The organism is Halomonas sp. NyZ770 (assembly GCF_020616575.1).
Taxonomy (GTDB): Bacteria; Pseudomonadota; Gammaproteobacteria; order Pseudomonadales; family Halomonadaceae; genus Vreelandella; species Vreelandella hamiltonii.
The window spans coordinates 164,178-181,185 of sequence record NZ_CP085143.1; the positions used below are offsets into that span (position 1 = coordinate 164,178).

Below are 17,008 nucleotides of genomic sequence, written 5' to 3' on the forward strand. Positions count from 1 at the left end.
GCACACACGTTGCACCAACACAAACGGCGCCCTTGGGCGCCGTTTGTGTTGATCGTCGAGACCGGCTCAGCCGTTATAGCGCTGGAATACCAGGCAGGCGTTGGTGCCGCCAAAACCAAAGCTGTTGGACAGCACGCGGTCGATGGTGGCGTCATCGCGACGCTGGGTCACGATATCGAAGCCATCGGCTTGCTCGTCCAGGTGCTCGACATTGGCAGAGGCCGCCACGAAGCGGTGCTGCATCATGAGCAGCGAGTAGATGGCCTCTTGCACGCCGGTGGCGCCCAGCGAGTGACCCGTCAGCGACTTGGTAGAGCTCATGGCGGGTGTCGTGTCGCCAAAGACGCTGCGAATCGCTTTCAATTCGGCAACATCACCCACGGGGGTCGACGTGCCGTGGGTGTTGATGTAGTCGATGCTGCCATCGACGGTCGCCATGGCCTGACGCATGCAGCGCATGGCGCCTTCGCCAGAAGGGGCGACCATGTCATGGCCATCGGAGGTGGCGCCGTAGCCGACCAGCTCGCCATAGATCTTGGCGCCGCGTGCCTTGGCATGCTCCAGCTCTTCAAGGACCAGCATGCCGCCGCCGCCCGCGATGACGAAGCCATCACGTGCTTGATCATAGGGGCGAGAGGCGTGCTCGGGGGTGTCGTTATAGTGCGTCGACAAGGCGCCCATGGCATCGAAGAGGCACGACAAGGTCCAGTGTTCTTCTTCACCACCGCCTGCAAACACGACGTCCTGCTTGCCTAGCTGAATCTGCTCCATGGCGCTGCCGATACAGTGAGCCGAGGTGGCGCAGGCAGAGGAGATGGAGTAGTTGATGCCCTTGATCTTGAACGGCGTGGCCAGACACGCCGAGACCGTGCTGCCCATGGTACGGGTGACCCGGTAAGGACCGACGCGACGCAGGCCTTTTTCGCGCATGACGTCGGCGGCTTCTACCTGGTTGGCGCTGGAGGCACCGCCCGAGCCTGCGATGAGGCCGGTTCGCTCGTTGGAAACCTGCGCTTCGGTCAGGCCTGAATCTTCGATGGCTTGTGCCATGGAGACATAGGCATAGGCCGCTGCATCACCCATGAAGCGGCGCAGCTTGCGGTCGATCAATGCGTCCAGGTCGATATCGACGCTGCCGGCCACGTGGCTTCTGAAGCCGCGCTCGGCATACTCTTCCTTGAAACGAATACCGCTACGCCCGCTCTTGAGCGCGTCCAGGACCTGTTGCTGGTCGTTGCCCAGGCATGACACGATGCCAAGGCCGGTGACTACCACTCGTCGCATGGAAGCCTCCTGTTAAAAATTCGCAGTGGAGGTGAATAGGCCAACGCGCAGGTCATTAGCCTGGTAGATGTCGCGCCCGTCAACGGATACGGTGCCATCGGCAATACCCAGAATGAGCCGACGGGTAATGATGCGCTTCACGTTGATCCGGTACGTTACCTTTTTCGCATCGGGCAGAATCTGCCCGCTGAACTTGACTTCGCCACAGCCCAGGGCGCGGCCCCGGCCAGGGTGACCCAGCCAACCGAGGTAGAAACCGACCAGCTGCCACATGGCATCCAGGCCCAGGCAGCCGGGCATGACCGGGTCGCCGGGGAAGTGGCAGTCAAAGAACCACAGGTCAGGGGTGATATCCAGCTCGGCGATCAGTTCGCCCTTGCCGTGCTCACCGCCCTCTTCATGGATGTGAATGATGCGGTCAAGCATCAGCATGTTGGGGGCAGGCAGCTGTGCGTTGCCAGGGCCAAACAGCTCGCCGCGTGAGCAGGCCAGCAGTTCTTCGCGATCAAAGGAATGTTGCTTGGTCACTGAATCGTTCCGAAAGTCAAAAATGGTGGTTGCGCCTAGTCTACTTCCCGAAACCGCTGAATGCACGCCGCAGGCGTCTTATCCTGTGTTTTTAAGGCGTATGGTGACTGCCAATGACGACCATGGTCGCGTACGGATGCGGCACTCCATGCGCGAAATTGTCTAATCAACGGATGATTCACGTAATATGATCTACCCAAGCGTGGGGTAAGGCGGCATGATGTCATGCATACCGTTGCCGACGTAGTGACTGCTGAATAGGACAACAAAAAACGCCATGTGGCTGCCTGTCTCGATGAATCGTCCTTTGGTCTGGGTGGCGCTGACTGCGCTGCCTGCCTGTGTCTGGATCCCGGATGCCGCGCTGCGCATGGTCGCGGCCAGCCTGGTCTCGCTGGGCTTGTGGGATGCCTGGAATCAGGTGCGTCAGCAGCGCCTTCGTTTGCGTCTTTCCCTGGATGCCATGGGATTGGCGGGAGACGCGATCGTGATTAGCGATGTTCAGAATCGCGTGTTGATGGTCAATCCCGCCTTTACCGACATTACTGGCTACGAAAGCCAGGAAATGGTCGGTCGCAAGCTGGAAACCCTCGCCGCACCGCGCCACGACAAAGCCTTCTATCAGAATTTCTGGAGTACGCTGAAGGCCACTGGACGTTGGGAAGGCGAAATGTGGAACCGCCGCAAGCATGGCGACGAATACCCCGAATGGCTGAAGGTGCGTGCCGTCACCGACCGCCGCGGCCGCATCACCCATTTCATCAGTCTGTTTACCGATATTTCGGCGCAGAAGGCCCGCGAGCGCGACCTGCGCCGCATCGGTTATGAAGACCCCCTGACCGGACTGCCCAATCGCCGCCGCCTGCATGACCTGATGGCCTCTCGCTTGCGTCACCTGCGTGCGGGAGAGAGCCTGGATATTGCGCTGATCGATATAGACGGCTTGAAATCGGTCAACGACAGCCTGGGCGTAGAGCAGGGGGACCGCCTGCTGGCGCGCTTCGCGCAGCGATTGACCAGTTACATGGCGGGCAGTGTCGTGGGTCGGTTGGGCGGCGATGAGTTCATGGTCATTCGCACCACCACCTTCGATGACCATGACAAGTGGGTCATGACGTTGCGCGACCATATGGGGCGCCCGTTTGAAATCAACGACCAGTCGCTGCGCCTGGGGCTCACCATCGGCAGTTGCCGGGCTCCCGAAGATGGGCGTGATTCCGGCGTACTGTTCCAGCGCTTGGAGTCTGCGCTGTACAGCGCCAAGCGGCTGGGGCGTAACCATAGCCAGCGTTTCCGACCTGCGCTCGACAAGCAGGACAACCCTCAGCTGGCGCTGGTGAGTGACCTGCGCGCGGCGCTAATTTCGGGAGACCAGCTGGAGCTGCACTACCAGACCCAGCATCATCCCGGTACCGGCGAGCTAATGGGTATGGAGGCACTGCTGCGTTGGCGCCACCCGCAAGACGGCATGATTTCACCAGGGGACTTCATTCCGTTGGCCGAGCGGCATGGCCTGATGGCGGAGTTGGGCAGCTGGGTCATCGAGAAAGCCTGTGCCCAGCAGGCCCACTGGCAGAACAGCGGCATGCCCAAGGTCACGGTGTGGATCAATATTTCGGCACTGCAGCTGTTTCAGGGCGATCTGGAAACGCAGCTGGCGACCTGTCTGGAGCGTTATCAGCTAAAGCCTTCCCAGATAGGCCTGGAGCTGACCGAGTCGGTGCTGCTCGACGAGCGGGCCGGTGACATGGGACCGCGTTTGCAGACGCTACGCGACCAAGGGTATGCCATTGCCATCGATGATTTCGGTACGGGCTATTCGTCGCTGGGTTACCTGAAGCGGCTGCCGGTAGACAAGATCAAACTGGATCGTGCCTTCATTCGCGAGCTGCCGCATGATCAGGCCGATGCCGCCATCGTCACGGCAGTCCTGGCCATGGCGGCGGGGATGAAGCTCGAAGTCGTCGCCGAAGGCGTCGAAACGCAAGAGCAGTGCCAGTTCCTGATCAAGGCGGGCTGCACCCTGGTGCAAGGGTTCTATTTTGCCAAGCCACTCTCTGCCGCTGAGCTGGAGCAGCGCTGGGTACCGCTACCCTTGGCGGAAGGGGCCAACTGATCAGCCTACGATATCGGCACGATAGCGGCGCATGTAAGTGCTGATGCCCCAGCAGAGCGCCCCCCAGGTAACCGCCTGAGCAGGCAGTAGCCAGGGAGCCAAGGTGACGCCTGCCAAGGCCGCCCCGCCCAGGTAAGAAAGTGGTCCGCTGACGGCGCCGCAGGCCGCTGCTATCAGCGGGTAGCGCCATAGCCAGGCCAGCGAATGAAAGACCAGCGTGGCGAACAGTGGCCACAGCATCCATAGCCATACGGGCAAGAGTCCGGCGATCAGCGCATCGTCATGGAAGTCGAAGCCGCCCGCCAAGTGAAAGCCACCATCCAGTATTAGCCCCAGCAGCGCGAAAACGGCAATGAAGCGCCACTCTCCAGGGCGCGCACAGCGCCATGCGTGCCAGCTCAGCAATGCGGCACCCGTCGCGGCGGCCACCCAGGAGCCACCCAGCACGCAGAGCAGCCAGCCTGCTTCGAAACGCAGGGCGTTGAACAGCATGCCACGCAGCGAGCCCGAAGGCTTGAAAGGCAGCTGGATGGACACTTAGAGCGCTCCGGTCAGCGGCAGAGGTTTGGCGGCAGGCTTGGCCAGCAGCAAATGGCAGGTGCCGATGGAGCGCTCGATGAAGCCGCCTTCGCAGTAGCAAAGGTAGTAGCGCCACATACGGATGAAGCGTTCGTCATAACCTTGCAGCCGCACCTGATCCAGGTGGGCTTCAAAGCGGTGCCGCCATTCGCGCAAGGTGCGCGCGTAATGGGGGCCAATCTCGTCCAGTGCGATGACGTTCAGCGAGGTCTTGCGCGTCAGGCTGGAGAGCATGGCATGGTGAGAGGGCAGGAAACCGCCGGGAAAGATGTAGCGTTTGATGAAGTCCATGTCGCGCTTGGCCTCCTCGAAGCGCTGATCGCGAATGGTAATGGCCTGCAGCATGGCCTGGCCGGTGTCGGTCAGTAGACTGTCGATTTTGGCGAGGTAAGTATCCAGATACTGATGGCCAACGGCTTCGATCATTTCCACGGAAATCAGCCGATCAAAGTGCCCCGTCAGTTCGCGGTAGTCCTGCTTCAGCAGGGTGATGCGGTCTTCCAGCCCCTCTTCCTGGATGCGGCGGGCCGTGTGGGCATGCTGCTCTTCGGAGATGGTCGTGGTGGTGACTCGGCAGCCGCGTGTCTTGGCGGCATGGATCGCCAGCCCGCCCCAGCCGGTGCCGATTTCCAGCAGATGGTGCTCTGGCTGCACGTCCAGCTTTTCGAGCATCAGGTCGAGCTTGTAGGTAGAGGCCTCTTCCAGGCTGGCTTCCGGGTAGGGGAAGACGGCACTGGAGTACATCCAGTGGCGTTGGTCCAGAAAAGTGGCAAACAGGTCATTACCAATATCGTAATGTGCGGCAATGTTGCGCTTTGAACCGGTCACGCTATTGCGCTGGAAGCGGTAGGCGAGGCCCAGCACCCAGCGGGTAAAGCGTGCACTGCCATTTTCCATCTTGCCGTTGACCTGCTCCAGGTTGGCAGCAAACAGGCGCACCAGCGCCACCAGGTCGTCGGCATCCCAGTCGCCATCCATATAGGATTCGGCGGCGCCGACGGTGCCCCCAAAGGCGAGGCGCTTCCAGGCGCGAGAGTGGCGGATCACCACGGTGACCTGTAAGGGGCCTTCCTGGCCCAGGTGGTGGCACTGGCTGCCCTCGATGAGGGTAATGCGTCCTCCCTGGAAGGCATCCAGCTGTGCCATCAGGCGCGGCTTCAGCCAGCGCGTGAAGCGGTCCTGTCGGGTGGGTTGGCTATTGGGCGGTGTCGTACGCAGGGTCGTCATTTTGAAGTCTCCTTGCGCTTAGGGTGGTTATAAACGGGGACGCGCTTCAGCCACAGGCGTAGCGCTTCAAAATGGATTCCCGCGACCGTTTTCAGACTCATCCAGGGCTGCCTTGCCAGCGTGGACAGCAGAACGCCGCGGGTAGCGGGCGCTGCCTCGAGGGTGAGCGTGGCGTCAAAGTGGCGCTGCTCCTGCTGCCAGTTCTCCATGTGCAGATACAGCTGCTGCGCTGGCGTGTTGAATTTCCAGCGGTAGGTCATCTCCATGGGGTTGAAGGGAGAGACGTGCATGGCCTTGTCGAATTGGGCGTGATGACTGTGTCGCTCTGGCACGACCTGGCAGGCATAGCAGGTGCGCTCTCGCCAGGGCATGTTGGTGACCTCTCCCAGCACGGCGCTCAAGCGCTCCTGCTGGTCGTAGACGTAATACACGGAAATGGGGTTGAAGGAGGTGCCCAGCGTGCGTAGCTGCGTCAGCATGCAGATACGCCCCTGTGGTGCACTGCCCAGCTGGCGAGTCAGCTCCTCGCGCACGGCGGTTTTCAATGGCAGGTGAACAGGCCCCAGATAGTCCTCCCGGCGAAAGCGTGCCAGGGCGGGGCCACGGGCACTGAAGCCAGGCACGCCGTCAAACAGGGTGGGCAGCTCGTCCAGATCCAGCCATGCCATCCATACCTGATAGCTGAAGGCGTGGTGCCTGGGCGTGAAGCGGCGATGCCTCAGCGTGCCGCGATAAATGCGCGAGCGAGGGTCGGCGTTCATCCCAGCCCGTCTCCGGTAGTGCCGGGCGTCAGTTCGTGGGCGGGCAGCGCGGCAGGCGCGGTGGGCGGTGGCAGGGCTTCGTCACAGCCCAGCGCCTCGGCGACACGCAGCGCGCTCCATACGCCATCCTCGTGGAAACCGTTGCGCCAGTAGGCGCCGCAAAAATGGGTGCGGCGGGCGACGGAGGAGATCTCGTCGTGGCGCATCTGGGCTGCCTGTCCGGCCACAGTGAACTGCGGGTGGGCATAGGTATAGCGCCCCAGCACCTTGGCTGGGTCGATGCTGTCGCTATCGTTCAGCGTGACGCAAAACGTGGTATCTGCCTGTAGCCGCTGCAGGATATTCATGTTGTAGGTGACTGAGACGCGCTCATCGGCACCGCGTCCATCCAGCCGATAGTTCCAGCTGGCCCAGGCGCGCTGACGCCGGGGCAGTAACCGAGTGTCGGTATGCAGCACCACCTCGTTGTCCTGGTACGGCATGGCGGAGAGGATGTCGCGCTCTTCCGGGGACGGATCGGCCAGCATGGCCAATGCCTGGTCGGCGTGACAGGCAATCACCACCTGGTCGAAATGCTCCTCACCAGCGGCCGTGGTCAAGGTGACGCCTGCGGCGCTGCGGGTGATCTGCTGTACCGGCGTGTTGAGGCGAATGCGTGATGCATAAGGGGCGGTCAGCCGCGGAATGTACTGCCGAGAGCCGCCTACCAGCGTGTACCACTGGGGGCGATGGTTCACCGACAGCAAGCCATGGTTACGGAAAAAACGCACGAAAAAGGTCAGCGGAAACGCGCGCAGGTCGCCAATGCTGGCGGACCAGATGGCTGCTCCCATCGGCAGCAGGTAGCGGCGTTGAAAGGCACTGCCGTAACCATGACTGTCCAGATACTCTCCCAGCGTCATGTCGGCAGGCAAGCGTTTGCTTTCCAGGTCAGCGGTGGCCTGTTTGTTGAAGCGCAGAATATCGCGCAGCAGGCGATAAAACGAGGGGTTGAGCAGGTTGCGTCGCTGGGCAAACAGGGAAGCCAGCGTGTGCCCGTTGTATTCGAAATCTACCGCCGTCTCATGCACCGAAAAACTCATCTCGGTGGCCTGGCTGGCGACGCCGAGGGTTTCCAGCAAGCGTTGAAAATGCGGGTAGGTCCAATCGTTGAACACGATGAACCCTGTGTCGATGGCGTAGGGCGTGCCCTCGACGTCGACATCCATGGTGGCCGTGTGGCCTCCCAGACGGCTATCGGCTTCGAAGAGCGTCACCTCGTGCTGGGCCGAAAGATACCAGCCCGCGGCCATGCCGCTGATACCGCTGCCGATCACGGCAATGCGCTGTGATGCCATACCGCTCATGGTTGCTCCTCGGTTTGCCGCGTCATGCGCAGGCCAATCGTTCGTCGTAGTGCCGGTGGCAGAATGCCCAGCAGTTTCACCAGGTAGGTAAAGCGACGAGGGAAGTGGATGTCCAGCCGCCCCTTGACCAGCCCGGCAATGATGGCGCTGGCCGCCTCTTCCGCGCTGACCTGCATGGGCATGGGGAAGTCGTTGCGATCCGTGAGAGGGGTCTTCACGAACCCTGGGTGGATGATGCTGACATCGATGCCTTCCTGATGCAGATCCAGGCGCAGCGATTCCAGAAAATAGCTGACCGCCGCCTTGGAAGCTCCGTAAGCCTCGGCGCGGGGCAGCGGCAGGTAGGCCGATGCGCTCGAGGTGGCGGCCAGCCTGGCGGGCTTGCCCTCATGTCGAGCCGCGCGCAGCAGTGGCAAGGCCGCTTCGATGCCATACAGCGTGCCGAACAGGTTGGGTTTGAACACCCGCTCGATCAACGCCATGTCGAAGTGGCGAGCGTCCACATATTCACAGGTACCGGCATTGAACAGGGCGAGATCCAGCGCGCCCAGCCATTCGCCTATCTGCTTGCCTGCCGCGAGTACGGCCTGCTGGTCGCTGATATCCAGTGGCAAGGGGTAGGCATGAGGCGCGCCTTGGCAGAGCGCTTCCAGCGCCTGCTGGTTACGGGCGCTGACGACCACATGATGACCTTCGCTGATCAAGCGTTTGGCCAGCGCTTCGCCAATGCCGGACGTGGCGCCGGTCAGCCAGATACGTTGGGGCGTTTTCCATGTGCTCATCCTGTGACTCCTTTGGCCCTGTGAGCACGCCATGTGCGTGCGGCGTGGCAATCCTGTTTCAATTCTGCTCCAGACGCTTCTTCAGCCAGCGGATGACGCGCCCCATGAGCGGCAAGTGTTCGTACAGCATGGCACCGGCATCGAAGTAGTCACGGTGGCGTAACACTTTTCCACGATTGTCGAAGGTCAGGGCGCTACACCCATCGACCTGAATGGGTCGGCCGCCAGCAAGGCGAGGATGAACGAACGCCATGGTCCATGTGACAAACGCCTGATCACCTTGAATTTGCTGGGTGTGATAAGTGAACTGGCAATGCGTGACGTTCTCGTACATGGTGGCGAAATAGCGTTCCAGTGCTTGCCTACCCTCAATGTGATGGAGCGGATCGTTGAAAACAACTCCTTCAGTATATACCTCGTATAGTTTTTCTGTACAGGTACTGTCTAGTTTATTGAAGAAGGCGCAAAAGTGCGCCAAGGCCTGTTCGTTGTTCATAACGAATTCCTTGTTGAGTAACGGTGCCACGTGGGGGGAACAGCGATATCGGCGGCGAGGGCCGCCGACAGGGGGCAGTGCTTATCTGGCCTACTTCGACAAGGCCTTGAAGGCGTCCAGGGCACGTTGACGGGCGGCCTTGTGATCGACGATGGGAGCCGGGTAGTCCACCGGGTTCAGCATGTCCTGTGGTGGCGCATGACGCGCCTTGGCGGGCAAGGAAGCCAGCTCTGGTAGCCAGTGGGCGATGAAGGCCCCTTCAGGGTCGAAACGCGTTGACTGGGTGGTGGGGTTGAAGATGCGGAAGTAGGGCGCAGCGTCCGTGCCCGTGGAGGCCGCCCACTGCCAGCCACCGTTGTTGGCGCAAAATTCACCATCGACCAGATGGCGCATGAAAAAGGCTTCCCCACGCCGCCAGTCGATCAATAAATGCTTGCTCAAGAACATGGCGGTGACCATACGCAGTCGGTTGTGCATCCAGCCGGTCGTCACCAATTGGCGCATGGCCGCATCCACGATGGGGTAGCCAGTGCGCCCTTCGCACCAGGCTGCAAACCCCTCATCGTCGTCACGCCAGGCCAGATCGCGGGTATGCTCCTGAAAGGGTTGGTGCCGGCACACCTGAGGAAAGCCCACGGCCACATGCTGGTAAAACTCTCGCCAGATCAGCTCGCTGACCCAAGTGGTGAGTCCGGCGTCCCCGTCCGCCAGATGCCCCTCGTTTTCGCTCATCACGGCTTGTAAACATTGGCGATACGAGATCATGCCCAGCGCCAGGTAAGGCGAAAGCTCACTGGTACCACGTACGTTGGGGAAGTCGCGCTGTCGTTGGTAGTGCCGCCCGCGAAAGCGTAGAAAGCGCTCCAGGTGATCGCTGGCCGCGTTTTCACCCGCAGGCCATTGGCGGCCATCCACGGGGGAGTCCTCGAGCTCGGGGAGGGCGGGCAGTGGATCACTGGGCAGATCCAGAGGCGACTGCGCCTGAGGCGTATCGCGTAGTGCCAGCTGCTCCTGAGTTATCTGCTTGTGCCACGCCTTGGCGAAGGGGGTGAAGACGCCATAGTAATCGCCCTTGCCGGTCAGCAGGCTACCTGGCGCAAAGGCAATGGCATCGTGGTGGCCCTGTGCCGTAATACCCGCGTGTTTGAAGGCTTTCAGGACGGCCTGGTCACGGCGCTGTTCGTTCAGCGGATATTCGTAATTGAAGTGCAGTTGCTTTACGCCGTGCTCTTGAGCTAGCGCGAGCAGCACATCGGGGGCTTCATCGAAGCTATCGATATCGCGATGCAATAGCGGGATGTTGAGACCGCTCAAGGACTCCTTGAGGGAATGCACACCGCGTGCCCAGAAATCGAGCTTGTTAGCGCCGTGACCATGGGCGCGCCACTGCTTTACGCTGCGTAAAAAGACGGCCACCACCGGGCCTTTGGCGGCAGCCGCCGCCAAGGCAGAGTTATCGTGAATACGCAGGTCACTGCGTAGCCAAACCAACTGCAGATCCATGCGCACTCCCGTGGCGTGTCCTGTTGAGTGCTAGAGAATACCTGACTCGCGTAGCAGCGGGCGCAAACGCGCCACGGCCTGAGGCAGGTCATCGCCCAGCATGTGTACCGGGCCGTCGCGCAGCTCTGTTTCACGCAGTCGGGCGACTTCGCCGCACACGCCGATCGGTACGCCCAAACGCTCGGCCGCCTTGGGCAGGTCGACCCGAATGTAGTGGTCGTTTTCGCGCTGACCGCTGGAGAGCAGCACCATGGAAGAGTGCAGGCGCGATACTGCCTGAGGCAGATCTTCCAGTGCCAGCGAATGGTCGAGCAGCTGTACACGGTAGCCCTGTTCGCTGGCCATCAGGGCGCACATCAGCACCCAGAGCGGGCCCGGGTCATCAGGCATGGCGGTCAGCAGCAGCAGCGGGCCACGGGTAGCCTGGTTGGCATAGTGCAGGCGAATGCCCACCTGGCTACGCAGGAAGGATTCGAAGGTGCGCCGCACCAGGTCGTCCGGCTGAGCGGCCCATTTGGCTTCCAGGCTCAAGATGACCGGCTGCCAAAGTTCGTTGATGGCCACGCTGAGCGGGTAGAGCGCCAGGCTTTGGTGATACAGCGCCTCGAGTTTGGGCAGGTCGACCGCTTCGATGATGGCTTGCAGCTGCTGCCGCTGGCTGGCCCAGTCACCGGCATCCGGTGCAGGGGCTTCCACGGTTTCCGGCTGGTCCAGCAGGTCGGCGACCTGACTGACCGGTACGCCACGGTTGAGCCACTGCAGGATACGCTCGATGCGACTGATGTCGTCCTGCGCGTAAAGCCGATGGCCTTTTGGCGTGCGTTGCGGGCGAATCAAACCGTAGCGTCGCTCCCAGGCGCGCAGGGTGACCGAGTTCACACCCGTCAGACGGGAGACTTCCCGAATCGGATAGAGCGGAGTATCGGGTGGGTGGGTCGCCTTGTTGCTCATGGGCGCCATTGCCTCTTGGTTGCCTGCAATAGGTATTGCAGGGGTCTGTCTGTAATTGCCGTGGCGATCTTGCAGTGCCGGGTCGGCGGTATGCCACTCATTCGGGTTCGGGGCGTGTCGCTACGTCGATGAACCGATAATCGCTGAAATAGCGTCACGCTATTATAGCCACCTTTGTACAACTTGTGGCCGCTGGGTACAACCTCTGTGGCTTCCATGCCGCGACACTCCTGTGGTGATAATCGTTAGACCGACCGGCCTATTAAGGCCCTTGCCAGCGCATTCCCGGATAGCCAGGCATCCTCGACTCGACTGCCTTTCCAGCTATCGCCGCATAGCGCGATGCCCTGCTGGCTGTATAGGTATCCCTGTGCTTCCGGCTCTTCAGCCTGGGCGTACCGCCAGCGATGGGCGCCCAGCTCTATCAGTCTCGGCAGTGATGCCCCGGGAACAGGCAGACACTCCAGAAAAGCTTCCAGCAAATGCTGTGCAGCTTCTTCGGGGGGCAGTTCGATATGCACATCGCTCCAGTCAAGTTGGGCAATGAGGCTCAGGCTTTCGGGCTGCTCGTCACGGCCCGGCTTGGTGTGGTTGCGGGAGACGAGGCGCAGCTTGGGGTGCTGCGCATGCAGGCTTTGCCAGTGTTCGGCAACGCCCGAGGGCGCGGGTAGCGGCGCTGCAAAAATGGCCCAGGCAGCCCAGCACCCCCGCTGTGGACGCGCGTCACAGGCGGCGCTCAGCTCGGGAGCCCACTGGCCGATGAGTTCGCTAGCTTGGGGCGGCGGCGCCGTGATAACGACGCGGCTGAAGGGCCCATGATGGTTTCCTGCAGCGTCTTTCAAATGCCATTCGCCAGCCGTGACTCGCTGCAATGCAACGATACGTGTTTCCGAATGGAAGGACGTGTGTGCATGAAGAGCGATGGCATCTATTAGATACCGAGTCAGCGCACTCATGCGCGGAACCCCGGTATAACGCAACTGGCCGTCATCGTGTGTTTGCCAACCGGATGCACTAGCCTGATAAGTGCACGTTGGCCAAGGGGCCACGCAGCCTGCGTCTTGCCACTGGGCGAGCTGTTGGGCGAAATCGGCATTGCGCACGGTAAATGCCTGAGCGCCCAGATCAAGCGTCGCCGCGGGGCGGCCCTTGCTGGACATGCGGCCACCCGGCCCTCGCGCCTTGTCGAACAGGCTGACCGTCACGCCGTGCTGTGCCAACAGGTGAGCACAGGCGAGCCCTGCCATACCTGCACCGATGATGGCCACGGCGTCACGCGAGGTAAGAGCAGGGGGAGCGGAAATGGATTCAGGCATGGCGGCTCACGGAAGCGATGACGTGTCGAAAGATAATTCTATTGTAGCAGTTGTGTATAGATATCGTACAATTTAAAAAGTTGCAATACGGATGGTCGACTCGCCCGCTGCGCACAGCGACGGCGTTTTGCCATAGGTGATGGATAGATCATGGATAGGTGATGGAGTGCAGGGACTATCCAGCTTCAGGAGGGAATACCATGCGAGTACTGATTACCGGCGGTAGCGGGTTCGTGGGACAGCGTCTGTGCCCACAGCTGATTGCCCAAGGGCACGACGTGCAGGTGGTGTCGCGCACGCCCCACAAGGTACGCGGAAAGCTGCCCCCCGAGTGTGATATCCGCGACAGCGCGCAGGCATTTATCGATACGCCCCCCGATGCGCTGGTGAACCTGGCAGGGGAGTCGATAGCCGCCAAACGTTGGAGCGTCGAGCAAAAGGAGCGGCTGATTCGCTCGCGGGTCGACAGCACCCAGCAGCTGGTGGCGCTGTGCGAGCAGTTGGCGGCCAACGGTCAGCCGCTGCCTGCGGTCCTGGTCAGTGGCTCGGCCATGGGGTATTACGGCGATCAGGGCAGCAAGGTCGTGGATGAGGCTACTCAGCCCCACGATGAGTTTGCCCATCGGCTGTGTGCCCAGTGGGAAGCCGCTGCCAAGCCGGTGGAAGCTTTGGGGGTTCGGTTGGCCATTCTGCGCATAGGCCTGGTGCTTGCGGCAGGCGGCGGCACCCTGCAAAAAATGGTGCCGCCTTTCAAGCTAGGGCTGGGTGGGCGGTTCGGCGATGGTCAGCAGTTCATGCCCTGGGTCCATCGAGACGACCTGGTAGCCGCCATCATCTTCTTGATCAACGGGTCTGGTCTGTCGGGTGCTTTCAACGGCAGTGCACCGCATCCGGTGACCAACGCCGAGTTCACCCAGACGCTGGCCAAGCAACTGCATCGTCCCGCCATTTTCCCGGTACCTGCCTTCGTGCTGAAGGCGGGCTTCGGCGAGATGTCACAGCTGCTGTTGACCGGCGCGGACATGCGACCGGCACGACTGCTCGAGGAGGGATTCAGCTTTCAATACCCGACGCTACCGAAAGCGCTGGCGGCCATTTTCTAGCCGCCAGCAAGCCGCTGGTCTAGGCGTTCGCTAGGCGTTCGGGTCCACGGTGATGATGACCCGGACCGAGTCGAGCCGCAGGCGAGTGTTTTCGATGGCATCGCTGAGCGCCTGACGCTCCTGCTTGAGGGCTTCCAGCTCCTCGCTGCGCACCGCCGGGTTGTGCTCTGCCAGCGCCGTCAGGCGGGCCAGCTCGGCATCCAGCTGAGCACGCATGCGCGTTTCGGCGGCTTCCACGATGCTGGGCAGCTCCCGCTCGGCCTCGCTCTCCCCTTGGGTCAGCAGGTCACGCAGCTGGTCATGACGGCTCTTGATCAGGTCACGGGCCAGCGACTTGTTGACCTTCTGCAGATTTTTGCCCAGCCCGGTAAAGGAGATCTTGCTGGTCAGATTGGCCCCGGACTCATCCAGCAGTACCCGGACGGCCGTGGGGGGCAAAAAGCGGTTCAGGTGCAGCGCTTTAGGCGCCGGGCAGTGGGTGCGGAAGATCAGCTCGGCCATCAGTCGTCCACTGGGAATGGCCGGATGGCGCAGCAGCGCCAGGGCAGTATTGCCCATGGTGCCATCCAGAATGCGTCCCATCATCTCGCGCAGTAGCGGGTGCTCCCAGGAGAGGCGTTGCACGTCATCCCGCGCCAGGGCCTGGGCACGGCTGTAGGTGGCAGAGAAGCCCTCTTCCCCTTTGACCAGCCCCGGCAGCCCGTCCAGCATGTGCTGGCTGGGCTGCAGGTGCAGCAGGCCATTGCCAATTTCCTGGCTATCGACCCCGAAGATATCCAGCGCACGCTCCACGTAGCGGGGCAGTGCCGGGTCTTCATCCAACTCACGTACCGCATCAATGACCTGTTGCGCCTGGGCCGGGCGGCAGGCGTTCAGCTCCAGCAACCGGTTGCGGCCCGCGTCGCGCTCGGCCAGTTTGGCGGTGAACATTGCGTGGGTTTCGTCGATGATCTCGGCGAGCGCTTCATCGTCGAGCAGCGCATCGGCCAGCGCGTCGCCAAAGGCGTCGAACAGGTCGCTGCCAATACCGTGGGGGGCACTGAAAGCGGCCATGCCTTCGTCGTACCAGCGCTGCAGCCGCTCCCCCGGGCTGCCGATGAAGCTGGGCACGTGCAGCTCGATGGCGTGGCGTTGGCCAATCCGGTCGAGGCGGCCAATCCGCTGCTCCAGCTGGTCCGGGTGTTGGGGCATGTCGAACATCACCAGATGACGACAGAACTGGAAGTTGCGGCCTTCGGAGCCGATTTCGGAGCACACCAGCACTTGGCAGCCATCTTCCTCGTCGGCGAAGGCGGCGGCGGCGCGGTCGCGCTCCACCAGCGACAGCCCTTCGTGGAATACCGGTGCCTGGTAGCCGCCCAGCACACGCAGGCCTTCGGCCAGCCCTTCGGCGGTCTCGCGGTGGTGGGCAATGACCAGCACCTTGTCGTTGGCAAAACCGTCTTCGCTGTCGTCGCTGAGCTTTTCCAGCAGCCAGTTGACCCGGGGGTCGATATGCCACCAGGGTTCACCGTTCAGTGGGTCATTGCTCAGCTCGCGGTACATGGCATCCGGGTAGATCAGTACGTCCGGGTGGTCCATGCCGGTTTCGATGAGCAGCTCGTCCAGATAGTCCTCGTCGCGCTCCAGGCGGCGCAGCACTCGGCGATAGGCGGAGGGCAGCTCCAGCTTGGTCAGGTGCAGCCGCCGCTCCGGGAAGCCGCCCACGTGGCGTCGGCTGTTGCGGAACATGACGCGCCCGGTGCCGTGACGGTCGAGCAGCGCATCGCGCAGTTGGGCACGGGCCGCATCCTGCTGTTCAGAGCTGGCCTCGGCGTTGCACAGCGTCGCCAGCAGGGCCTGGCTGTCGCGGTCGTCGGCGATGGTGGCCACGCGCTCGCGGGCGCTGGGTGTCTGGGGAAGTTCTTCCAGCGCATCGATGGCGCTGGCCACGGCGACGTAGTGCTGCTCTTCGTCCTTGAAGCGCTCGATGTCGTGGTAGCGCTCCGGGTCCAGCAGGCGTAGCCGCGCAAAGTGGCTCTCCTGGCCCATCTGCTCGGGGGTGGCGGTGAGCAGCAGCAGGCCGGGGATCTCGGCGGCCAGCTGCTCCACGCACAGGTAGCCGGGGCCGCTGGTCTCCGGGTGCCAATCCAGGTGATGCGCCTCGTCGACGATCAGCAGGTCGAAACGGCTGGCCAGGGCCTGTTCCTGACGGTGACGATTGGCAAACAGCCAGCCCTGGCTGGCCAGCACCAGCTGGGCGCTCTCGAACGGATTGGCGCTGCCGTGGGCCTGGCTCTGATGCTCGTCGAGCAGCGTGACGGTCAGCGAGAAGCGGCGCAACAGCTCCACCAGCCACTGGTGGGTCAGGCTATCGGGTACCAGAATCAGCGCGCGCTCTACGCGGCCTGCCAACAGCAGGCGGTGGAGGATCAAGCCTGCTTCAATGGTCTTGCCAAGTCCCACTTCATCGGCCAGCAGCACCCTGGGGGCGTGGCGGCGTGCGACTTCGTCGGCGATATAGAGCTGGTGGGGAATCAGGTCGATGCGCGGCCCGGCAAACCCCAGGGCGCTGTGCTGTTCAATACGCTGAAAGTGATGCAGGGTACGAAAACGCAGGTCGAACCAGTCGTTGCGATCGACCTGGCCGGTCAGCAGGCGGTCACGGGCCTGGTCGAACTGCATGGTGTCGGCCAGGCGTGCTTCGGGCAGTTCGCGCAGGTTGCCGTCGCTGTCTTCACCGATATAGGTGATCAGGCCACGGCTCTCTTTGCTGTCGTCCACGATCATCTGCCAGCCGTCGGCTGACAGGACCCGGTCACCGCTGCCGAACATGACTCGGGTGAGGGGCGCCTGGCGGGTGTTGTAGGTGCGGGTTTCCTGGCTGGCACTGAACAAGATGGTAACGCTACGGGCGTCGCAGTTAAGCACGGTGCCAAGCCCAAGCTCGGCCTCACCGTCGCTAATCCAGCGCTGGCCGGGAGAAAAATCGCTCATGATGCCTCGAGGAAGTCGTCAAAATCGGGTCGCTCGCCAC

At 62.1% G+C, this 17,008-nt stretch carries 14 protein-coding genes; 2 read left to right on the forward strand and 12 right to left on the reverse strand.

Annotated elements, in window-relative coordinates; genetic code table 11:
• Positions 1 to 66: 66 nt before the first annotated feature.
• The gene (gene fabB, locus LG409_RS00740) at positions 67 to 1,284 is read right to left on the reverse strand and encodes a beta-ketoacyl-ACP synthase I (RefSeq protein ID WP_039180755.1); all 1,218 of its coding nucleotides are present in this window, start codon (positions 1,282 to 1,284) and stop codon (positions 67 to 69) included.
• 12 nt (positions 1,285 to 1,296) lie between these two features.
• Complete coding sequence (fabA, locus tag LG409_RS00745) at positions 1,297 to 1,812, reverse strand: 3-hydroxyacyl-[acyl-carrier-protein] dehydratase FabA (protein ID WP_039180752.1); 516 nt, start codon at positions 1,810 to 1,812, stop codon at positions 1,297 to 1,299.
• A gap of 277 nt (positions 1,813 to 2,089) precedes the next feature.
• On the opposite strand from fabA, the gene LG409_RS00750 reads away from it, so the two are divergent.
• Complete coding sequence (locus LG409_RS00750) at positions 2,090 to 3,928, forward strand: putative bifunctional diguanylate cyclase/phosphodiesterase (RefSeq protein WP_227407423.1); 1,839 nt, start codon at positions 2,090 to 2,092, stop codon at positions 3,926 to 3,928.
• Here LG409_RS00750 and LG409_RS00755 read toward each other — a convergent pair whose 3' ends face one another.
• The 9 genes from LG409_RS00755 to LG409_RS00795 form a co-directional block, all read right to left on the reverse strand.
• On the reverse strand, positions 3,929 to 4,420 hold the full coding sequence (locus tag LG409_RS00755) for a DUF2878 domain-containing protein (protein WP_040461176.1): 492 nt from the start codon (positions 4,418 to 4,420) through the stop codon (positions 3,929 to 3,931).
• Positions 4,421 to 4,465: 45 nt separating this feature from the next.
• Positions 4,466 to 5,734 (reverse strand): SAM-dependent methyltransferase, encoded by a 1,269-nt coding sequence (locus tag LG409_RS00760; protein WP_227407424.1) that lies wholly within the window; start codon positions 5,732 to 5,734, stop codon positions 4,466 to 4,468.
• A complete protein-coding gene (locus tag LG409_RS00765) occupies positions 5,731 to 6,495 on the reverse strand; it encodes a DUF1365 domain-containing protein (RefSeq protein WP_016915748.1) in 765 nt (254 codons plus the stop codon). Before LG409_RS00765 ends, LG409_RS00760 begins: the two co-directional genes overlap by 4 nt.
• Positions 6,492 to 7,841, reverse strand: a complete 1,350-nt coding sequence (locus LG409_RS00770; protein ID WP_227407425.1) for an NAD(P)/FAD-dependent oxidoreductase — start codon at positions 7,839 to 7,841, stop codon at positions 6,492 to 6,494. Before LG409_RS00770 ends, LG409_RS00765 begins: the two co-directional genes overlap by 4 nt.
• Positions 7,838 to 8,623 carry an SDR family NAD(P)-dependent oxidoreductase gene (locus tag LG409_RS00775; RefSeq protein WP_227407426.1) on the reverse strand — a complete coding sequence of 262 codons (786 nt, stop codon included), beginning with the start codon at positions 8,621 to 8,623 and terminating at the stop codon, positions 7,838 to 7,840. Before LG409_RS00775 ends, LG409_RS00770 begins: the two co-directional genes overlap by 4 nt.
• A gap of 58 nt (positions 8,624 to 8,681) precedes the next feature.
• Positions 8,682 to 9,119 (reverse strand): nuclear transport factor 2 family protein, encoded by a 438-nt coding sequence (locus LG409_RS00780; protein WP_227407427.1) that lies wholly within the window; start codon positions 9,117 to 9,119, stop codon positions 8,682 to 8,684.
• Between the two features lie 90 nt (positions 9,120 to 9,209).
• Positions 9,210 to 10,622, reverse strand: coding sequence for a deoxyribodipyrimidine photo-lyase (gene phrB / locus LG409_RS00785; protein WP_227407428.1), 1,413 nt, complete (start codon positions 10,620 to 10,622; stop codon positions 9,210 to 9,212).
• 30 nt (positions 10,623 to 10,652) lie between these two features.
• Positions 10,653 to 11,573, reverse strand: a complete 921-nt coding sequence (locus tag LG409_RS00790) for a MerR family transcriptional regulator (protein ID WP_198517433.1) — start codon at positions 11,571 to 11,573, stop codon at positions 10,653 to 10,655.
• 245 nt (positions 11,574 to 11,818) lie between these two features.
• Positions 11,819 to 12,889, reverse strand: coding sequence for an NAD(P)/FAD-dependent oxidoreductase (locus LG409_RS00795; protein WP_227407429.1), 1,071 nt, complete (start codon positions 12,887 to 12,889; stop codon positions 11,819 to 11,821).
• Positions 12,890 to 13,089: 200 nt separating this feature from the next.
• Between LG409_RS00795 and LG409_RS00800 the strand changes: the two genes are divergently transcribed.
• Positions 13,090 to 13,992, forward strand: a complete 903-nt coding sequence (locus LG409_RS00800; RefSeq protein WP_227407430.1) for a TIGR01777 family oxidoreductase — start codon at positions 13,090 to 13,092, stop codon at positions 13,990 to 13,992.
• Between the two features lie 30 nt (positions 13,993 to 14,022).
• Here the strand turns inward: LG409_RS00800 and rapA are convergent, their stop codons facing one another.
• Positions 14,023 to 16,968, reverse strand: coding sequence for an RNA polymerase-associated protein RapA (gene rapA / locus LG409_RS00805; protein WP_227407431.1), 2,946 nt, complete (start codon positions 16,966 to 16,968; stop codon positions 14,023 to 14,025).
• Between the last annotated feature and the right edge of the window lie 40 nt (positions 16,969 to 17,008).

Excerpts from the sequence above, each read along its gene's own strand:
- fabB (WP_039180755.1), bottom strand. The coding sequence starts at position 1,284 with ATGCGACGAGTGGTAGTCACCGGCCTTGGCATCGTGTCATGCCTGGGC.
- LG409_RS00750 (WP_227407423.1), top strand. The coding sequence starts at position 2,090 with ATGTGGCTGCCTGTCTCGATGAATCGTCCTTTGGTCTGGGTGGCGCTG.
- LG409_RS00755 (WP_040461176.1), bottom strand. The coding sequence starts at position 4,420 with ATGCTGTTCAACGCCCTGCGTTTCGAAGCAGGCTGGCTGCTCTGCGTG.
- LG409_RS00760 (WP_227407424.1), bottom strand. The coding sequence starts at position 5,734 with ATGACGACCCTGCGTACGACACCGCCCAATAGCCAACCCACCCGACAG.
- LG409_RS00765 (WP_016915748.1), bottom strand. The coding sequence starts at position 6,495 with ATGAACGCCGACCCTCGCTCGCGCATTTATCGCGGCACGCTGAGGCAT.
- LG409_RS00770 (WP_227407425.1), bottom strand. The coding sequence starts at position 7,841 with ATGAGCGGTATGGCATCACAGCGCATTGCCGTGATCGGCAGCGGTATC.
- LG409_RS00775 (WP_227407426.1), bottom strand. The coding sequence starts at position 8,623 with ATGAGCACATGGAAAACGCCCCAACGTATCTGGCTGACCGGCGCCACG.
- LG409_RS00780 (WP_227407427.1), bottom strand. The coding sequence starts at position 9,119 with ATGAACAACGAACAGGCCTTGGCGCACTTTTGCGCCTTCTTCAATAAA.
- phrB (WP_227407428.1), bottom strand. The coding sequence starts at position 10,622 with ATGGATCTGCAGTTGGTTTGGCTACGCAGTGACCTGCGTATTCACGAT.
- LG409_RS00790 (WP_198517433.1), bottom strand. The coding sequence starts at position 11,573 with ATGAGCAACAAGGCGACCCACCCACCCGATACTCCGCTCTATCCGATT.
- LG409_RS00795 (WP_227407429.1), bottom strand. The coding sequence starts at position 12,889 with ATGCCTGAATCCATTTCCGCTCCCCCTGCTCTTACCTCGCGTGACGCC.
- LG409_RS00800 (WP_227407430.1), top strand. The coding sequence starts at position 13,090 with ATGCGAGTACTGATTACCGGCGGTAGCGGGTTCGTGGGACAGCGTCTG.
- rapA (WP_227407431.1), bottom strand. The coding sequence starts at position 16,968 with ATGAGCGATTTTTCTCCCGGCCAGCGCTGGATTAGCGACGGTGAGGCC.